Here is a 17,923-nt window from a genome sequence, read left to right on the forward strand (position 1 = left end):
CCTTAGTTTCCTTGCGGCAATCCGTTCAGCTCGGCCAGAGTGTTATCCGGCGACACCAGCAGAGTTATCTCTACACGGCGGTTGCGGGCGCGGTTTTCCGGCGTATTGTTCGGAGCGATAGGGTCCATCTCGCCACGGCCCTGCGCTCTGACGCGGCTCGGGTCGGCGAGGTGCGCCTGGAGCATTTTCTGTACCGATTCGGCGCGCGAGAGCGACAGCTCGTAGTTAGAAGCGAAACGCGCGCTGCGGATAGGCACGTTGTCGCTGTAGCCCACCACGAGGATTTTGCCGCTGACGTTGTTCATCGCCTGCGCCACGCGGTCGATAACCGGTTCATAACGGTCACGCACCACGGTCGAGGCGGACGCGAACAGACCGTCGCCTTTCAGAATCACCACGCTGCGATCGGCTTCGTCGCGCACCGCCACCAGGCCCGCTTCAATTTCCGGACGCAGGAAACCGCGCAGGTTAAGCACTGGCGCCACTTCTCGCGCGGGCTGTTGAACGGTGACTTCCGGCAGCGGCGTCTGGTAAATCTTCGCCAGCACCGGGCTGGTGTTATCGCCAAGCCGCCAGTTAAGAATGATAAAGAACAGACATGCCAGGAAACCGGCCAGCGCCACGCAGGCCCACAGCGGCACCACAGGACGCCAGAGCTTGCGCAGCACCGGTTGATCTTCCGGATGCGGCGAGAGCGGCGGCGGGTAGCTGCCGCGCACGCTGCGAATCATCTGCCACAGGCGCTGTTTGATGGTTTCAAGCTGCGTGCGGCCGTTGTCCATGACGCGATAGCGCCCTTCGAAGCCGAGCAGCAGGCAGTAGTTGATCATCTCCAGCAGAAAGATGTGCTCGCGCGGGTTTTGCGACAGCCGCGCCAGGAGCTGGAAGAATTTCTCGCCGCCCCAGGTTTCGTTGTGGAACGTCACCAGCAGACCACTGCCGGACCAGACGCCACGGCTACCCCACGGCGTGAGCGCTGCCGCTTCATCGAGCGCCGTACACAGGCAGTAGCGCGCGCCGACGATCACTTCGTAAGGCAGCGCCGCCTGCTGGCAGCGCACTTCAAAGCGGCGGATCTCATCGATCAGACGCTGGCGCAGCCCGGCCTGATCTTCATGCGAAACAGAATGACGAATCTGCGGGATCGCGTTAAGCAGCGGGTTGGCCGCCGCGACCAGCGGATTGTTACTGCTGGCGCCGGAAAGAATGGCATCGCTGCCGGTGGCTTGTGGTTCCATAGTGAGCGCTCGTCGTGTTATTCATTCGTACTGCGAATGGCCCAAAACTCCATATCAAGGCCCGGGAATTCACCGGCGAGATGCAGCGCGAACGCGCCGGATTTTTCCATCTCTTTCCAGAGTTCGCCGCCCTTTTCCAGTTCGAAATAGCTGTAGCCGGCATGCCACGGGATCTGCGGCGGCGCAACCGGCATGGCGCGCAGCACCATACCCGGCAGTTGCAGCTGCACCAGATCGCGAATTTTGGTGACCGGCGCGACTTTCATCTGCGCCGGGAAGTGCGTTTGCAGCGCCTCGCCCGGCACGTTGGCTTTGACCGCCAGCACGAAACCGAACTCGCGCACCATGTTGCTTTCCGGCACGGTGGCGACGTTGAGCCCGTGTGAACGCTCGGTGAGCGGCAGCTGAATGGCGCTCTCTTCCATCACCAGCGACAGGCCCTGGCGCAGCATCAGCGTCAGTTTGCCAAAGCAGCCCGCCAGGTTGTCATGGTCGTAAACCGGCAGCGTCGCATCCGGCGCGCGCTGCGCCGTCCAGGTGGTGAGCTCGCAGGCGAACGCCAGCCAGTCGCGCCAGAGGGTTTCCGGGTGCAGCAACGGCAGCGTTTTTAAATGCGTGACGTGGCCCAGATGATGGTTAATCAGCGACAGCAGCATGAACTCCACCATCTCGGAGGTGTTAAACCGGCCCGGCTGGCGCAAGCGCTGGCTGATTTGCTGGCTGCGCTGGCCGAGCAGGCCATGCAGATCGTTGAGCATGCTGTAGAGCGGCCCGCTGTTGATGGCGTTAAGCATCGGCGGAATGTAGCTGGTGTCGAGACGCACCTGGTTGTCGTTGCGCTTTTCAATGACCTGCGCGACGCCAATGGCGGTCCACTCGGCGGTCAGTTCGCTCTCCAGCATCAGCTTGAGACGCAGGCGGCCAAACTGCACCGTCGCCGCGCCGACCGCCAGCGCGTTGTCGTCTTCCACCTCTTCTTCAAAGGTGGCGTAGCGGGCGAGCGAATCGGCCGCCTCGCTGAAAATCACTTCTTCGCGTCCGGCGCGGCGGGCGGGCAACGCCAGCACCACGCGCTCGTGCGTGAGGTTATCGGGGATGGCGAGCGGCGCCGGGCCGTGGCGGGCGTCGCGGAAAGAGAACGGCGTGCCGTCCGGCAGCAGACCGCTGGCGTAGCTCAGCGCCACGCGTCCCTGACGCAGCATCGCCTCGTCAAATTCCAGATCGAGAAATCCCCAGAGATACGGACGCTGCAACGAACCCCATTCGCGGATGTGATGTTGCAGGAAACTTTCCGCACGCTGGAAGTGGTGCGGACGCAGGAACATCCCTTCGGTCCAGACCACTTTTTCTGCTTTGTTCATACTGGTGTCCTGTAAGGGCGCTGATTATTCGTTGATGACGCGGATCCCGTTGACGTCAAGAAACACTTTCGCCTCAAGTTCGTCGGATGACCATTTCCAGAATTTGTAAATACTGGAGTCCGTGGGTGCGGGGAGCGGGAGCGAGATTCGCCACTTCTTGCCGTCCAGCGCCTGATATTCCGCCATCACGCCGATGTAGCGCGCGTCAAGCGAGCTCTGGCCGCTGAGGGTTTTATCCAGCTGGCCTGGCATCAGGAAGAACTCGTCGCTGTTGAGCAGGTTCGCTCCCAGCACGGTCTGAGCATTGTTTTGCAGCGAAAAGAAATCGGCAGACATAAAGTCGGCATCGGATTTCAAAAGCAGCACCCGGACTTTCAGCGGGGCGGAATTATTAATTTGCGGGTGAGCCTGAAAATGCAGGCTGTACTGGGAAGGAACGCTGCGTGAAGACGATAAGCAGCCGCTCAGTAAGGTGAGAGCGGCAATCAAAAACGCCAGGAAGCCCTGGCGTAAAACGGTACGGTTTTTCATGAGGTGTGGCTCATTGAATCAGGATTAATCAATAACCCAGGTTCCGCTTTTGGTGTTTTTACAGGCTTTGCTATTGCCATCCACCGTTACGCAGTTGGCTTTGGCTGCTTTACGGCGCAGTTTCGGGATCTGTTTACTGACGGTCGCGTCATAAAGATCGCTTTTCACTGCCGCGCGCAGCGGAACATAACCAATCAGTTGCTCTTCACCCTGATCGGCCAGCGCCAGCCAATGGTCTTCAACCTGGCCCAGTACGTTATAGGTTTTGCCGGTTTCCAGTTGACGAACGACTTTGCCGCCGAAATCAGGGCGGGTCATGACCGACGCCGGGTACATCGCGCGGTACTCTTCGTTAACAGGCTCGAACTCTTTTGGCGGGATCACCGCGTGGCGGTGGGTGAGCGTGACGCCATTAACCACACTGGTCACGATAGTGTCATCCGTAACGGCAGGAGGCGGCGTTTTACAACCCGCTACGCCTAACACAAACAGCAGGGCTAATACGATTCGCATATTCATCGATGGTTTCCGTTGCAAATATATTCTGTATACAAAGAAATAACGGCTTCTGGATTCAGGCTATGACTAAAAAGTTGTCATTGCCAGTGAAGATTATGCCATTTCGGTGAAGGAATTTCATTTTCTTCAGAGATAGCTACCGCACGAGCTTTACCGAAGTAAACCCGGACGTTTTACGCATATTTCTGAGGCAGAGCGAGAAAATTCTACATAACCCTGATGACAATTCAACACCAGGTCTGGCGCGCATTCTGGTGAAAACAGCCACCTGTTTAATTCAATAGCGCATTTTTAGGAATTTTCCGCCCTTAAGCGCACGAAATAATCGGTCAAAGAATAAATATATCGAATCGAAATTATTTGTTTTGAATATATTAAGCGATTGATTTACAAGTAAAAGTAACAGGAAAGCGTAACGCTTTATGAGGGGGGCTTAAGGAGAGAAAGCGGGCCGGCAAGACGCTAGGATTAATCTGAAAACACATTATTAAGAAGGCGTGAATATATGAAGCTACCATATTTAGTGGGTGCGGAAATTCACGCCAAAAAACACACTGCAGGATCTTAAGTAAAATTTCATTAAATAATGATGACAGCAAATAGTGCTAATGCATTTGCGTTTTCCCAAAAACCTATTTGCCTGGAAAGCATAAATGCAGTTGATTGCGCTTTTTTGTCATCAGATTTTCCTTACAAACAGTGCGAAATATGTCGTGCATGTCGCTTTTTTACTCTGCCTTTCGCTACGGATGTGAATATTATTACGCGTGATTATTCCGGAAGGGTCAGATCGGCTTTGCGCATAATGTTTATGAGGCAGGGATGAAAAAAAACCCCGCCGGGGCGAGGTTTTTTTCAGTTACTGTTGCGGTTGGTAGCCGCAAAGCACACTGTGTTACGTCAACAGGGTAACTATACGATGAAATGCGCACACCCGCAATTGGCGCGCGGCGCAGCAGTGGCTTTTAATCAGTATGGTCCAGCTCTCCCTTTCTTGTCCAGAAAATACTGTTCATTTATACAGTGTTTATCTATAATGATGTTGCTGTCACAGCGTGCGATACGGGGCCGCATTTAAACGGGCGCAATAAAGAGTCCTGGCTGAAACGGGTGGTGCCGTCAGTGCCTTAACCCCGAGAGAGCACACTGTGTTACGCCAACAAAACAACTGGCAACAGGCAGCGGAGAGGTACGCCAGTTGGTGCTCCTTTTACCAGAGGAGACGCGTATGAGCGGAGTGGATTTGTTTATCCTTATCCTGAAACTCATTGTTGCAGTCCTGCAACTGCTTGATGCTGTCCTGAAGTTCCTTCGGTAACTCAGGTTCAGGCCGCACCAAAGAGGGGCGGGCAACCGCCCCTCTTTAACACGGTACATCCACCAGGAGGGAACGATGTCAGGAATCATCACTATCAGGTCTGTCACCCCGGTCGGCATCGATTTTGACCGGCTGCGTGAAGAGAGTCAGGCGCTCGGCTTCACCATGCTGGACCGGCTCGCCGTCCACTGGATGGACGGCAGTAATGCCTTCTCCGCCCCCGGCGAACGGCTGCTCGGCGCATTTCTTGGCGACGCGCTGGTCGGCGTCGGCGGTCTGAACCGCGACCCTTTTGATACCCATCCTCGCGCCGGACGCGTGCGCCATCTTTATGTCAGCCATGCGGTACGCCGCGTTGGCGTCGGCAATCAGCTGCTGGTGACGCTGGCCCATCACGCCCACAGCGCTTTCGATTATCTTAATATCCGCGCGCCGGAGTCCGCCTTCAGCTTTTATTTACAGGCCGGCTTTCTGCCGATGGACCACCCGCATATTACGCACCGGCTGACGCTGCCGTTTGCGGCCTGAAGCGCGTCGCGGCTTCCTGCCGTGGCGTCATTCACAGTGGCAATAAATCTTTCCGATGAGTGTCCGTAAAAGCTGCCTGCTATGAATCGCGATGCCGTGACAGTTGACTGGATAATCCCCGCACATGCGGTATATTTCTCTCGCATTTAATATCCATACAGAGATATATCCTGTTTCCTTCACCTGTGCATATCGAATAACCATGATGAGAATGTTCGCTAACCGTCATTTGTTAATGATGTTGATCCTGCTTGTCGCCGTCGGGCAGATGGCGCAGACGATTTATATTCCGGCCATCGCCGATATCGCGCTGGAAATGAACGTCCGTGAAGGCGCGGTGCAGAGCGTGATGGCGGCGTATCTGCTCACCTACGGCGTGTCGCAACTGATTTACGGGCCGATTTCAGACCGCATCGGCCGCCGCCCGGTCATCCTTACAGGACTGCTGATTTTTATCCTGGCGACGCTGGTGGCGCTGGCCGCGCAAAGCCTGCCGGTGCTGATCGCAGCCGGTTGTTTACAGGGGATGGGCACCGGCGTGGGCGGCGTGATGGCGCGAACCCTGCCGCGCGATCTCTATGAAGGCCCGGCGCTGCGCCAGGCAAACAGTCTGCTGAATATGGGAATTCTGGTGAGCCCGCTGGTGGCGCCGCTGCTCGGCGGTCTGCTGGATACGCTCTGGGGCTGGCGCGCCTGCTTCGCGTTTTTGCTTACGCTTGCCGTCGTGGTCACGTTTTGCATGTTCCGCTGGATGCCGGAAACGCGCCCGGTACAGGCGCAGCGCCCCCGCCTGCTGGCGAGCTACAAACTGCTGTTCGGCACCGCCAGCTTTAACTGCTATCTGATTATGCTGGTTGCCGCGCTCGCGGGCGTGGCGGTATTCGAAGCCTGCTCCGGCGTGCTGATGGGCGCCGGGCTTGGGCTGAGCAGCCTCGCGGTGAGCGTGCTGTTTATCCTGCCGATCCCGGCGGCGTTTTTCGGCGCCTGGTTTGCGGGGCGCACGCATAAGCGCTTCACCACGCTGATGTGGCAGGCGGTGTTGAGTTGCCTCTGCGCGGGCGTGCTGATGTGGCTGCCGGGGTGGCTTGGCATCATGAATATCTGGACGCTGATTATTCCCGCCGCGCTCTTTTTCTTCGGCGCCGGGATGCTATTCCCGCTCGCCACCAGCGGCGCGATGGAGCCGTTCCCGTTCCTCGCAGGCACCGCCGGCGCGCTGGTGGGCGGCCTGCAAAACTGCGGGTCCGGGCTGCTGGCGTGGTCATCCGCGCTGCTGCCGCAAAACGGGCAGTTTAGCCTCGGGATGCTGATGACGGCGATGGGTGTGCTGATGCTGGCGTGCTGGCTGCCGCTGGCGCACCGTGAGCGGATGCCGGAGCAGACGATTTAACGCGAACATGCCCCGGCGCGCTGTCAGGGGCGCAGGTCGGGTTCATCATTGCATCCAGCAGGGCGGCCTGCGCGGGTCGCCAGGCGCCCTCTTCTCCGTCGTAAAACTGACTGGCGGCATTGAGCGCATACGGAATGCCCGCCTTTTTCAGCTCGCAGGCCATAAAACTGGCGAATGCGAGCGTCGTCGCCGACGGCGTGGTTTTCACCGTCTGCGCTGCCGACCAGCCGCCCACCCAGCTGACATGACCGGTTTTCTGCTGCCAGTGGCGAGCGCTGTTAATGCGCTCGCGGATCGCCGCTTTTTCCGCCGCCGTGCCGGACGTCCACGGGTATTTGCCATTCGCGCGCAGCGGCCCCCACGGGAAAATATGCCACTGGGCCAGCACGTAATGGCTGCTCTGGGGCGGCAGTTTCAGCGTCGGGAGATCTTCCGGCACGGCGCGAAAGCGTGGCGCGATAAATATCATCCGTTGCGCATCCACATGGTGAATGGTTTTGATCACGTCGCCATACAGCCGGTTGAGCTGCTGCGGGTTGTGGTTGAGCTTGTCGGCAGGCTCATAAATCAGATCGAACCCCAGCAACGGATGTTCGCTGCCAAAGTAGTTCGCCACGGCGCTCCACCAGGCCACCACTTTCGCGGCGTTCTGCGCGCTTGGGTCCGCCTTAAACGCGTCGGCCTGATAAGAAATAATCGGGATGATGTCGTAGCGCTCGCAGGCTTCGACGATTTTGCGCAAATGGATCAGGCGCTCTTCGGTGGCGTCGCCCGCCACTCGTACCCGCACGTGGCGAATGCCGCGCTGCTGAAAATCGCGTACCGCCAGCGGATCGAACTCGCGGATGCCGCGTTCGGTGCGCGCCCAGTCGACATCCATGCCGACACCCAGCTGCGCGCTGTAGCGCTGGGCCGTCAGCGGCTCGCCGTCGCTTGCGGGCGGCGCGGCATGGGCGGAGGTAAAGAGCAGCAGGAAAGCGAGGGGGAGCAGCGTTTTCATGGCGACCGTATCGGGAACAGGAATCAGGAATATGTAGCACGGATCCGCGCAGGCCGGGTAGTCTGCGGATGTGTTATTCGGCAAGCAACTGCATCAGCGCATGGAGATGCGTCACCACAAAGAGCAGCGCCAGCGCGCAGACGGCCAGCGCAATCGCCAGTTTCGCCCGCACCTGGCCGGGCGCGGAAAAATCCTCGTGCACCAGCGCGGTCAGGTGACGTTTGCGGGCATAAACGTAAATCATCCCGGCCACCGCCGTAAGACACCCCAGCGCCAGCCAGATAAGCAGACCCGCATTATTCCACGCATGGCGCAACGCCAGGGCCAGCAGCGCGCCGTAGCCAAGCAGCGTGCGAACCCACGCAAGCGACGTGCGCTCCGGTTGCAGGCCCGGATCGCGTGGATTACCCGGCATAAAACACCACCAGCATGACCGCCAGCGCCACCACGACCAGCACGCCGCTGATAAAGGCCAGCATGCGGGTATAGGGCAGCTCCGCTTTCAGGCGCATCGCCTTTTCGTTGCGCAACCAGCGCAGGTAACCGTAAATGGCGAGCGCCCCCGCGAAGAAACAGAGCAGCAGCGATACGGCCTCGCGTACCACAGGCGTGGCGAAATCCGGCGCCAGTTGATCGAGCCCGACGCCCGCGGCCAGAAACCCCAGCGCGGTGCGCACCCACGCCAGAAACGTACGTTCGTTGGCCAGCGAAAAGCGATAGTCCGGCGCCTCGCCGAGACGGGAAATTTTCATGACGGCTCCCTGTTTTACCTGTGCACGCTCAGCATAACGTAAAACGGGCGTCGCAGAGGAGCAGAAGCGGCGCGACCGGCACCGTGATGATGCCGGTCGGTAAGGCGGGGCGTAACGTTAGTGCAGTTCCGGCCAGTAGTCTTTGTTAGCCTCAATCAGATCGTCGAGAATCGCTTTCGCGACCGACGCGCTGGGGACGGTTTTCGACAGCGTGATCGCCTGCCACAGTTTCTGCCGTGAGCGCTGCTCCCAGGCGTCCACCACCAGTTTCTCTACCGCCACCTGCTGGCTCATCAGCCCTTTCTGGAAATGCGGAATATCGCCGACCGTCAGCGGCTCTGGCCCGTTTTTACCCACCAGACACGGGATCTCGACCATCGCATCGGCATCAAAGTTATGGATAGCGCCGTTGTTCGGCACAATCAGCAACATCCGCGCCTGAGTGTTAAAGGCGATAGCGGTCGCCAGATCGACGATATACGACGCATGTTCGTCTATCTCCAGCTCGCCTGCCGACGAGTGGCCTGCGGTGATAATGGCGCGGCACGCGTCAAAGACCTGTTTTTCGCGATGCTCCATGACTTCGTTGGCGCGGGTGTGCGTCGGGTTGGAATGCGCCACAACGTAATCCGGGAAGAGATAGTATTTCAGGTAGGTGTTCGGCATGGTGTCCGGATCCAGCGCCTGCACATCTTTCGCTTTCGCGAAGGTGTCGTTCCAGCTCGCTTCGGTATGCGCGTCCTCTGAAGGCGGCACATAGCCATGCTGCGCCACATACTCGCGCAGCCGCGGCATCAGATCGTTGCCCTCCAGATCTTCAATCGATGTCCACCAGCCAAAGTGGTTAAGGCCGTAGTAGCGCACGCGCATCTCTTTGCGGCTGCCCAGACCGACGATTTTCGCCATCCGCCCTTCAATGCCAATCGGCATATCGCAGATGTTGAGAATTCTGGCGTTCGGGCGCAGACGGCGGGTGGCTTCCGCCACAATCGCCGCCGGGTTGGAGTAGTTCAGCATCCAGGCGTTCGGCGAATATTGCTCCATGTAATCCACGAGCTCCAGCACGCCGCCGATAGAGCGCATCCCGTAGGCGATCCCGCCCGGGCCGCAGGTCTCCTGGCCGACCACGCCATGACGCAGCGGAATTTTTTCATCCTGTTCGCGCATCGGGTATTTGCCGACGCGAATATGCGCCATCACAAAATCCACGTCGGTGAAGGCCGTTTGCGGGTCCGTGGTGTAGGTAAACTCGATCTCCGGTGCCTGCTCCTTCAGCAGGATTTTGCACGCTTCGGCGATGATCTCCTGACGCGCGCCGTCGTTGTCATAGAATTTCAACGCGCGCAGCGGGAAGCGATCGCGGTTAGCCAGCAGCATCAGAACAATGCCGGGCGTAAAGGTGCTGCCGCCGCCTGCGATGACAACTGAGAATTTTTTCATGATACAGCCTCCGTCATGGGGGATAGTGGGTTCGTGGAAGGGGTTTTCATCAGCGATTCAAGCTGGTCGCGCACCTGAGGAACGTGCAGGCCGACAATCACCTGGATACCGTTGCCGCGACGCACCACGCCGTGGGCGCCAAGGGCTTTAAAGACGTCGTCACTCTGGGTTTGCGCCATGTCGATGAGCGTGATGCGCAACCGGGTGGCGCAGTTATTGATGCTTTCGATATTTTCCGCGCCGCCGAGCGCCTGAAGGAAACCGGCGGCCTGACCGGCAGCGGAGTGCGCCGCCGCCGTAGTCTGCCCGCGCGCGGCGCGGTAATCGGCTTTGCTGTAGAGCTTGATGTCGCTTTCGGCGCGGCCTGGCGTTTTGAGGTCGAGGCGCAGGATAAGCGCTCTGAAGACGACGAAGTAGAGCGCGGTAAATCCGCAGCCGATGCCAATCTGGGTGAACACCATCCCGGCGTGGTTATGGAACATCGGGATCCAGTTCTGCGGCAGGAATTGGTCAAGCAGGCCGCCGCCCATGTTGCCCACGACGCCGAAAACATACATCAGCGTCGCCATCGTGGCCGCCAGCACCGCGTGCACCGCGAACAGCAGCGGAGAAATAAACAGGAAGGTGAACTCCAGCGGTTCGGTGATGCCCACCAGCACCGCCGTTAATGTCGCGGGGATCAACAGCCCCGCGACTTTGACGCGGTTTTCCGGCTCGGCGGTGTACCAGAGCGCCAGCGCAATGCCCACCGAGCCGAACACTTTCGAGTTGCCGTGAAGCGCAAAGCCGCCTTCCGGGAACAGCGATTTGAGCGGCGCCGTGCTCTGGCTGAATTCCTGCAAATGCTGCGCCCAGTAGACCTGAATGCCGCCTTCCACCGCCGCCGGGCCGAAGATAAACGGGCCGTAGACGAAGTGATGCAGCCCTGTCGGGATCAGAATGCGCTCAAGGAAGGTATAGACCCAGACGCCGAGCGCCCCAGCGGAGCGTAAGAACGCCTGTAATGACTCAATGCCCATCTGTACTTTCGGCCAGCCCAGCAGCGTGAGCCAGGCGCAGGGGATCATCACAAAGAACGCGATAATCACCACAAATGAGGTGCCCTGAAAAATACCGAGGAAGACCGGTAACGATTTTTCGTAATAACGGTTATGAATGGCCGTCACAAGCCCGGAGATGACAATCGCGCCGATAATGCTGGTATCAAGCGTTTTAATCCCGGCAATGAGCGTTAACCCGCTGCCCGCGACAGGGTCGGCGGCGAAATTCACGCCAAAGAAATGACCCCAGGTCATGCCCATCGCGTTAATAAAATAGTTCCAGGTCAGAAAGCTAATGAGCACGGCCAGGCAGGCCCGGCCCTGCGCCTGACGCGCCAGGCCAATCGGCAAGCCGACCGCGAAAATCAGCGGCATATTACGAAACACCGCCCAGCCGCCCTCTTCGATAATATGAATAATCTGTGCGAAGAGGTTATCGGGCGCGGTTAATGCCTCGCCCACAAACAGCGGATTTTGCAGCATGATGGCAAGGCCGACGACCATCCCGGCGAAAGGAAATAACAACACCGGGGTAAACATGGCGCCGCCAAATCGTTGTATTTGACTGAGCATTTTTACATCCTCATGTAACAACCTGTAGGGTTTGAGGCCTTAATGATTTTCTGGTGGCCTGAAGTGAGCATAAAAACTAACCCTGCCGCGAACATGGCGCGCCGCTGCGATCCGTGATCGCATTCATGGTTTTAATTTGTGCACTCAGGTCTACTTTTCCTGTTAAATCTGGACATCTTCAGGGGCTATCTCCCCGCTAACAGGCGTAAAGAGGTCTACAGGTGATCTACAAATCCATTGCCGAACGGCTGCGTCTGCGCCTGAATTCATCGGACTACCACATCGGCAGCCCGCTGCCGGGCGAGAAAGCGCTGGCGCAGGAGTTTGGCGTGGCGCGCATGACGATTCGCAAAGCGGTCGATTTACTGGTGGACTGGGGGCTGGTGGTGCGCCGTCACGGCAGCGGCACCTATGTGGCGCGCAAAGACGTGCACCACGAAACCACCAGCCTGACGGGGCTGGCTGAGGTGCTGCGTCAGCAAGGGAAAGACGTGCACAGCAAGGTGTTGCAGTTTGAAGTGATGCCCGCGCCGCCCGCCATCGCCAGCCAGTTGCGCATTCAGATAAACGAACGTATCTACTTCTCGCGCCGGGTGCGTTATGTCGAGGGCAAGCCGCTGATGCTGGAAGACAGCTATATGCCGGTGAAGCTGTTCCGCACCCTGTCGCTGGCGCATCTGGAGGGCTCGAAATTTGATTACATCGAGAAGGAGTGCGGCATTACCATCAGCGGCAACTATGAAAGCCTGACGCCGGTGCTGGCGGATAAACAGCTGGCGGCGATGATGAACGTGCAGGAGCAGACGCCGCTGTTGCGCATTACGTCGCTCTCCTACAGCGATAACGGCGAGTTTCTCAATTACTCGGTGATGTTCCGCAATACCAGCGACTATCAGGTGGATTACCACCTGCATCGCGTTCGCCCGCCAGTATTGTGATGATCGGACGGTTACGCATAAAAAAAGGCCCCGCTGCGGGGGCCTTTTCATGAGATGCCGTTACTGGTTTTCGGTTTCGCTATGGCTCAGCGCCGGGCGTTCGCCTTCAATGACGCGCTCGTCATCCTGAGCGCGCGGCTGGCCGATGGCGATACGCTGCGGGGCCAGCGCCTCCGGAATGTTGCGCACCAGATCGATGTGCAGCAGCCCGTTGGTGAAGGTCGCGCCGGAGACTTCCATATGCTCAGCCAGCGTGAAGCTCAGGCTGAAGGGCTGAACAACCAGTCCCTGATGGAGCCATTTCGGTTCGTTTTCCGGTTTCATCGGCGTACCTTTCACGCGCAGCACGGTGTTTTCCAGCTCAATTTCCAGATCTTCCTGACGGAAACCGGCTAACGCAAGGGTAATGCGATAGTGGTTGTCGTCGCTTTTTTCGATGTTATAGGGCGGGAAGCTCTGGCTTTCAGCGGTGTTCATCAGCGCGTTGGCCAGTTTGTCAAAACCGATCCACTGACGGAAAAACGGGGATAAATCATAGTTACGCATAGTATCTCTCCTTCTTTGAAGCGAGTGAAAACGCCAGTGCGTTAACTGGCTGTGCTCCCGTTCGGCGAGCACGGAACGACAAATATGGGCCGCTGCGGCGACCCGGCGAAATTAGTTACCGATTTCGATACGGCGCGGTTTTTTGGCTTCCGGGATCACGCGCTCAAGCTCGATGTAGAGCAGGCCGTTCACCAGATTTGCGCCACGCACGAAGATATTTTCGGCCAGCTGGAATTTGCGCTCGAAGTTGCGCTCGGCGATACCCTGATACAGGTAGGTACGCTCTTTCTGATCCGGCGCGTGGGAGCCTTTCACCACCAGCAGGTTGTCCTGGGCAGTAATATCCAGCTCGCTTTCCGCAAAGCCTGCCACGGCAATGGCGATACGGTAGTGGTTTTCATCTACCAGCTCGACGTTATACGGAGGGTAACCGCCGTTGCTCTGGCTCTGGTTGTTCTCAAGCAGATTGAAAAGACGGTCAAAACCGATGGCGGAACGATACAGCGGGGATAAATCAAAGTTACGCATACATACTCCTGAAATCAGCGAGAGTTAACATCGCCCTCCTTAAAGGACAGGCGGCTGTGGCGGGAGACCCGTTCGGCATCCTCCCTGCGACCACGATCCAAAAATGGGTGCGGCCCGACGCTTTTCAAGGGCCGAAATCGGCCTTTTTTTGTCGATTTACATTTCTTTGCGTAGACTGGGAGTAACAGCATCTTATGCTAAACTGCGAGCGCTGCCACAGGACGGCAAAGGCGCGCTATTCATTCTGATTCAGGGGCGTTATATCTCATGTCTGACGCCTGCGATGCGACGACACAACAGAAGAATGAAAATGAACAATACTCTCGGGAAAGTGATTTTTTGCGGCAGCGCGTTGCTGCTTGGCGGCTGTTCCAGCGTCATGTCGCACACCGGCGGCGGCGAGCAGGGGTATTATCCCGGCACGCGCGCCAGTGCGACGATGCTCGCCGATGACGACACCAGCTGGGGCTGAAGCCGCTGGTGGCGCTCGATCTCCCCTTTACGGCGATAGCGGACACGCTGCTTATCCCGTGGGACGCCTTCCGTACCGATAAATCGGTGAAATCACGGGTGGAAGAGAGCGAAAAGAAGTCCTTCGCCATTAACGCTGTCATTCCCCCCGCGCCCTGATTACCGCCCGGTTTCCGTCATCCAGATCTGGCGGAAACCGTCGGTCTCCTGCATCCAGGCGATGCGTTTTCCATCCGGTGATATTACTACGGCATCCGCTGAAATCGCCGCCGTTTGCGGCGGCGTGAGCGGCGTTATCTCGCCGGTCTGAGCATCGCACAGCACAATCCGGTTGTCCTGCATAAACCCGAGCGCCTCGCCCGACGGGTGCCAGCTAAACGCCGATGCCACACCCTGTGCGCCCTGCGTCACCTGACGCGGCTCGCCGCCCGCAGGCGAAATGAGCCACAGTTGCGCCACGCCGTTATCATCGTTCATCAAAAAGGCGATTTCCGTACCCTGCGGATTGCTGCGCACCCAGTGGCGCGGCGTGGCGGCAAGCCCCGGATAGCGGCGATCGTGCGTGAATGTCAGACGGCGCTGCATGACGCCCGCGGGCGGCGCGGGCATAGCGTCCAGCGTGCCTGCAAGCGGCGCGTCGCCGGGCGTTTTCCACGCGGCCTCGTCTTGCGGTAAATCCACGATAAACAGCTCCGGCGCTTTCACGCCTGCCTGCGTCAGCGTATCGCCGATAAACGCCAGCGCGCGGCGCTGCCGCGTGCCGTCGGCGTTCTGATAGCCATGCAGCCCAATCCAGCCCTCTTCATACGCGCGGTTGATCTCATCGCTGCCGGGGCGCGGCGCGGGCGTGGTGCGGCTTACCAGCGCGCACCAGCGGCTGCCTGCGTATTCGCGCCGGTGCGTGCAGGGCGGCGTGACCGGCCCGAACGGCAGCGCCACGCCGACGTTCCGCAAATCGAGCGCCGGATCGCGCTCATGCAGGACGTGATCGTTATAGGTGAAGCTCAGCCAGGCGCCGTCCGGGCTGAAGACATGCACATGGCTGCCGCCGCGCAGCGCGCCGGGCGTAAACGGCGGCGTAATATCCATCGCATCGAGATTCTCTGCCGCGCCGTTTTCCACCACCACGCCGCGGCGGTGATGAAAATCGTAGCGCCAGGTGTCGTCCGGGTTCTCCGGGCCGTGAATGAAAACATACTGCTCCGCCACGGGGCTCACCGTCACCACGCCCACGTGCGCGCCGTCGGGCGCACGGTAGAGCACTTCCACCTCGCCGGTCCCGACATTGACGCGCTCAATGGTTTTGCCGGTAAACGACGCGCCGGACGGGCGCACATCAAACGCCAGCCACTGGCTGTCGGGCGTCCAGACGTTAATATTGGTGAGCTGATGGTGACGTGGGGCGAACGTGAGCTGTTTCATCAAGAGAAAACCCTGAAGCCAAAGAGGGCCTCAGGGTAAAAGATTCCGCGAAAAAAGCCTATCAGGGAACCGGCGTAATCAGCGGCTCGCCTGTACACCAGGCGTTGACGTTCTCCAGCACCAGCCGCGACATCTCGCGCCGCGTCTCCCACGTGGCGCTCGCCATATGCGGCGTGATGACGACGTTGTCGCGCTGTTGCAGCGCCGCGGGCACGTTCGGCTCATCCGTGAAAACATCCAGCCCGGCGCCGGCAATCGCGCCACGCTCCAGCGCCGCAATCAGCGCCGTTTCATTCACCACGCTGCCGCGCGCAATGTTAATCAGTATGCCCTGCGGCCCGAGCGCCTCCAGCACGGCGGCATTGACCACGCCGCGCGTGGCATCGCCGCCTGGCGCGCAGAGCATCAGGAAATCGCTCTCCTGCGCCAGCTGCTGTAAATCCGGTACAAAGCGGTACGGCAGCGCGCTGCGCGGCTGGCGGCCGGTATAAGAGATAGCCATATCAAACGCCTGCGCGCGGCGGGCGATGGCCTGCCCGATACGCCCCATGCCGAAAATACCAAGCCGCGCGCCGGAGACTTTCCGCGTCCACGTAAAACCGCCCTGCTGCCAGCCGCCCTGCTCGATAAACTTTTGCGCGGCGACGATACGGCGCGACGTGGCGAGCATCAGGCCAATGGCGAGATCGGCCACGTCATCCGTCAGCACGCCCGGCGTATGGGTGACGGCGATGCCGCGCTCGCGCGCCGCTGCGACGTCCACGCCGTCATAACCGACGCCGAACACCGCAATCAACGAAAGCGCCGGGAGCCGCGTGATAAACGCCCGCGTCACCACCGCTTCGCCGTTGGTGACAAGCGCCGTGATGTCGCCTGCAATCGCCTCTACGTCGGCGTCAGACATCTGCGAAAATTCACGCAGATCGTAGCGCTCGCGCAGTTCAACCGTCAGCGCATCCGGCAGATACGCGTGTTTAAGCACAATCGGTTTCATCGGGACCCCTGTTTAAGTGAAGCGGACGGTCCAGCTACGCCGGGGCGCGCCGGGCGTGAGACCAGCACGCCAATAATGCCGCCGAGGATCAGCGCCACGGCCACAATCAACAGCCCGTAGTGGTAGCTGTCCGTCGCGTCTTTGATTTTGCCGAGCACCGGCGGCAGGCCGAGCCCGACGAAATTCGCCACGGTGTTGATAAACGCGATAGAGGCGGCAGCGGCCACGCCCGCGAGTTTTTCGGTGGTGACGGCCCAGAAGATCGGCGTAAGGGCGAAGTTAAAGCCCACCGTCAGCACCAGCAGCCCGTAGGCCACCAGCAGATTGCTGGACCAGATAGCGATGGCCAGCGACACGCCGGAGAGGATCAGCGGCAGGCCGAGATGCCAGGAGCGCTCCTTCGTGGTGTCGGAGTGGCGACCGTTGAGATACATAAACACGCAGGCGGCGATAAACGGCACCGCAGAGAGCAGGCTCACAACGATGTTGCTCTGATCGCTCGCCATGCTTTTGATGATGAGCGGCAGAAACAGCGTAATGCCGATAGACCCAAACGCCTGGAGGAACCAGACCAGGCTCAGCAGAAGCACAGTTTTGTTTTTCAGCGCGCTCAGCCAGCTGTGGTTATTACCGACTTCCACGCCCGCGTTGTCGCGCGCCAGCTGCGCCTTCAGCCAGCCTTTCTGTTCCGTCGACAGCCAGGGGGCGTGGTCCGGCGTCTGCGGCAGTCGCCACAGCACCATAATGCCGAGCACTATCGCCGGAATGCCCTCAATGGCGAACAGCCAGCGCCAGCCTGCGATATCGGCGATGCCGTGCATGTTCAGAATAGAGCCGGAGATCGGCAGGCCGATGATCGACGCCATCACCGAGCCCATGTAAAAGAACGACATCGCCCGCGCGCGGTTACTCTTCGGGAACCAGCAGGAGATGTAATAGATGATGCCCGGCGTAAAGCCCGCCTCCGCCATGCCCAGCAAAAAGCGCATGACGTAGAGCTGCGTTGGCGTCTGCACCAGCGACATCCCGGCGCTGACGATGCCCCAGGTTATCATGATGCGGGCTATCCAGATGCGGGCGCCCACCTTCGTCATGATGACGTTGCTCGGGATTTCAAAAATGATGTAGGAGATGTAGAACATCCCGACGCCGAGGCCATACATGCTGGCGCTCAGGCCGAGATCGGCGTTCATTTGCAGCGCCGCGATGGAGATGTTGGTTTTATCGAGGTTAGCGACAAAGTAGCAGAGGATGATAAACGGGATTATCTTCGCGTTAAGCTGCCGCAGGGTGGTCGAGTACAGATCGGTATGCATAGCAGAACCCTCTTTTCC

The 17,923-nt window shown here is 59.1% G+C and carries 18 protein-coding genes and 1 pseudogene; 5 read left to right on the top strand and 14 right to left on the bottom strand.

What is annotated here, in order from left to right; all coding sequences use genetic code 11:
* Positions 1-2: 2 nt before the first annotated feature.
* From AB8W27_RS20450 to AB8W27_RS20465, 4 genes are read right to left on the bottom strand one after another with little or no spacing between them, the layout of a single operon-like run.
* Positions 3-1,238 carry a DotU family type VI secretion system protein gene (locus tag AB8W27_RS20450; RefSeq protein ID WP_007703845.1) on the bottom strand — a complete coding sequence of 412 codons (1,236 nt, stop codon included), beginning with the start codon at positions 1,236-1,238 and terminating at the stop codon, positions 3-5.
* A gap of 17 nt (positions 1,239-1,255) precedes the next feature.
* Positions 1,256-2,599: a type VI secretion system baseplate subunit TssK gene (gene tssK, locus AB8W27_RS20455; RefSeq protein ID WP_007765906.1), complete on the bottom strand. Its 1,344-nt coding sequence runs from the start codon at positions 2,597-2,599 to the stop codon at positions 1,256-1,258.
* Between the two features lie 24 nt (positions 2,600-2,623).
* The gene (gene tssJ, locus AB8W27_RS20460; protein ID WP_007765905.1) at positions 2,624-3,130 is read right to left on the bottom strand and encodes a type VI secretion system lipoprotein TssJ; all 507 of its coding nucleotides are present in this window, start codon (positions 3,128-3,130) and stop codon (positions 2,624-2,626) included.
* Between the two features lie 24 nt (positions 3,131-3,154).
* Positions 3,155-3,649 carry a hypothetical protein gene (locus tag AB8W27_RS20465; RefSeq protein ID WP_012814751.1) on the bottom strand — a complete coding sequence of 165 codons (495 nt, stop codon included), beginning with the start codon at positions 3,647-3,649 and terminating at the stop codon, positions 3,155-3,157.
* A gap of 1,228 nt (positions 3,650-4,877) precedes the next feature.
* Between AB8W27_RS20465 and tisB the strand changes: the two genes are divergently transcribed.
* From tisB to emrD, 3 genes are all read left to right on the top strand, one after another.
* A complete protein-coding gene (tisB, locus tag AB8W27_RS20470; RefSeq protein ID WP_032803729.1) occupies positions 4,878-4,967 on the top strand; it encodes a type I toxin-antitoxin system toxin TisB in 90 nt (29 codons plus the stop codon).
* A gap of 75 nt (positions 4,968-5,042) precedes the next feature.
* The gene (locus AB8W27_RS20475; protein ID WP_012814749.1) at positions 5,043-5,495 is read left to right on the top strand and encodes a GNAT family N-acetyltransferase; all 453 of its coding nucleotides are present in this window, start codon (positions 5,043-5,045) and stop codon (positions 5,493-5,495) included.
* A gap of 211 nt (positions 5,496-5,706) precedes the next feature.
* Complete coding sequence (emrD, locus tag AB8W27_RS20480; RefSeq protein WP_081469628.1) at positions 5,707-6,885, top strand: multidrug efflux MFS transporter EmrD; 1,179 nt, start codon at positions 5,707-5,709, stop codon at positions 6,883-6,885.
* Here emrD and AB8W27_RS20485 read toward each other — a convergent pair.
* The 5 genes from AB8W27_RS20485 to AB8W27_RS20505 form a co-directional block, all read right to left on the bottom strand.
* Positions 6,788-7,885 carry a cellulase family glycosylhydrolase gene (locus tag AB8W27_RS20485; RefSeq protein ID WP_041923037.1) on the bottom strand — a complete coding sequence of 366 codons (1,098 nt, stop codon included), beginning with the start codon at positions 7,883-7,885 and terminating at the stop codon, positions 6,788-6,790. The genes emrD and AB8W27_RS20485 overlap by 98 nt on opposite strands.
* 73 nt (positions 7,886-7,958) lie before the next feature.
* Complete coding sequence (locus AB8W27_RS20490; protein WP_012814746.1) at positions 7,959-8,300, bottom strand: DUF202 domain-containing protein; 342 nt, start codon at positions 8,298-8,300, stop codon at positions 7,959-7,961.
* Entirely contained in the window at positions 8,290-8,637 is a 348-nt protein-coding gene (locus AB8W27_RS20495; protein WP_007765897.1) for a YidH family protein, read from the bottom strand. Before AB8W27_RS20495 ends, AB8W27_RS20490 begins: the two co-directional genes overlap by 11 nt.
* Before the next feature lie 117 nt (positions 8,638-8,754).
* Positions 8,755-10,077: a 6-phospho-alpha-glucosidase gene (locus tag AB8W27_RS20500; RefSeq protein WP_041923036.1), complete on the bottom strand. Its 1,323-nt coding sequence runs from the start codon at positions 10,075-10,077 to the stop codon at positions 8,755-8,757.
* The gene (locus AB8W27_RS20505) at positions 10,074-11,690 is read right to left on the bottom strand and encodes an alpha-glucoside-specific PTS transporter subunit IIBC (protein ID WP_012814744.1); all 1,617 of its coding nucleotides are present in this window, start codon (positions 11,688-11,690) and stop codon (positions 10,074-10,076) included. The genes AB8W27_RS20500 and AB8W27_RS20505 overlap by 4 nt, the downstream gene beginning before the upstream one ends.
* A gap of 221 nt (positions 11,691-11,911) precedes the next feature.
* Here AB8W27_RS20505 and AB8W27_RS20510 point away from each other — a divergent pair, with 221 nt between their 5' ends.
* Positions 11,912-12,628, top strand: coding sequence for a GntR family transcriptional regulator (locus AB8W27_RS20510; RefSeq protein WP_012814743.1), 717 nt, complete (start codon positions 11,912-11,914; stop codon positions 12,626-12,628).
* 60 nt (positions 12,629-12,688) lie between these two features.
* Here AB8W27_RS20510 and ibpB read toward each other — a convergent pair whose 3' ends face one another.
* Positions 12,689-13,174: a small heat shock chaperone IbpB gene (gene ibpB / locus AB8W27_RS20515; RefSeq protein ID WP_041923035.1), complete on the bottom strand. Its 486-nt coding sequence runs from the start codon at positions 13,172-13,174 to the stop codon at positions 12,689-12,691.
* Between the two features lie 111 nt (positions 13,175-13,285).
* A complete protein-coding gene (gene ibpA, locus AB8W27_RS20520) occupies positions 13,286-13,702 on the bottom strand; it encodes a small heat shock chaperone IbpA (RefSeq protein WP_007765875.1) in 417 nt (138 codons plus the stop codon).
* A 304-nt stretch (positions 13,703-14,006) separates the two neighbouring features.
* Between ibpA and AB8W27_RS20525 the strand changes: the two are divergent.
* Positions 14,007-14,332, top strand: a pseudogene (locus tag AB8W27_RS20525) (YceK/YidQ family lipoprotein).
* Here the strand turns inward: AB8W27_RS20525 and AB8W27_RS20530 are convergent.
* The 3 genes from AB8W27_RS20530 to AB8W27_RS20540 form a co-directional block, all read right to left on the bottom strand.
* Complete coding sequence (locus AB8W27_RS20530) at positions 14,333-15,595, bottom strand: DUF3748 domain-containing protein (RefSeq protein WP_012814740.1); 1,263 nt, start codon at positions 15,593-15,595, stop codon at positions 14,333-14,335. It lies immediately after the preceding pseudogene.
* Between the two features lie 61 nt (positions 15,596-15,656).
* The gene (locus AB8W27_RS20535) at positions 15,657-16,589 is read right to left on the bottom strand and encodes a 2-hydroxyacid dehydrogenase (RefSeq protein ID WP_012814739.1); all 933 of its coding nucleotides are present in this window, start codon (positions 16,587-16,589) and stop codon (positions 15,657-15,659) included.
* Positions 16,586-17,905, bottom strand: a complete 1,320-nt coding sequence (locus AB8W27_RS20540; protein ID WP_041923034.1) for an MFS transporter — start codon at positions 17,903-17,905, stop codon at positions 16,586-16,588. Before AB8W27_RS20540 ends, AB8W27_RS20535 begins: the two co-directional genes overlap by 4 nt.
* Positions 17,906-17,923: the final 18 nt, after the last annotated feature.

Source organism: Cronobacter turicensis (assembly GCF_041222865.1).
Taxonomy (GTDB): Bacteria; Pseudomonadota; Gammaproteobacteria; order Enterobacterales; family Enterobacteriaceae; genus Cronobacter; species Cronobacter turicensis.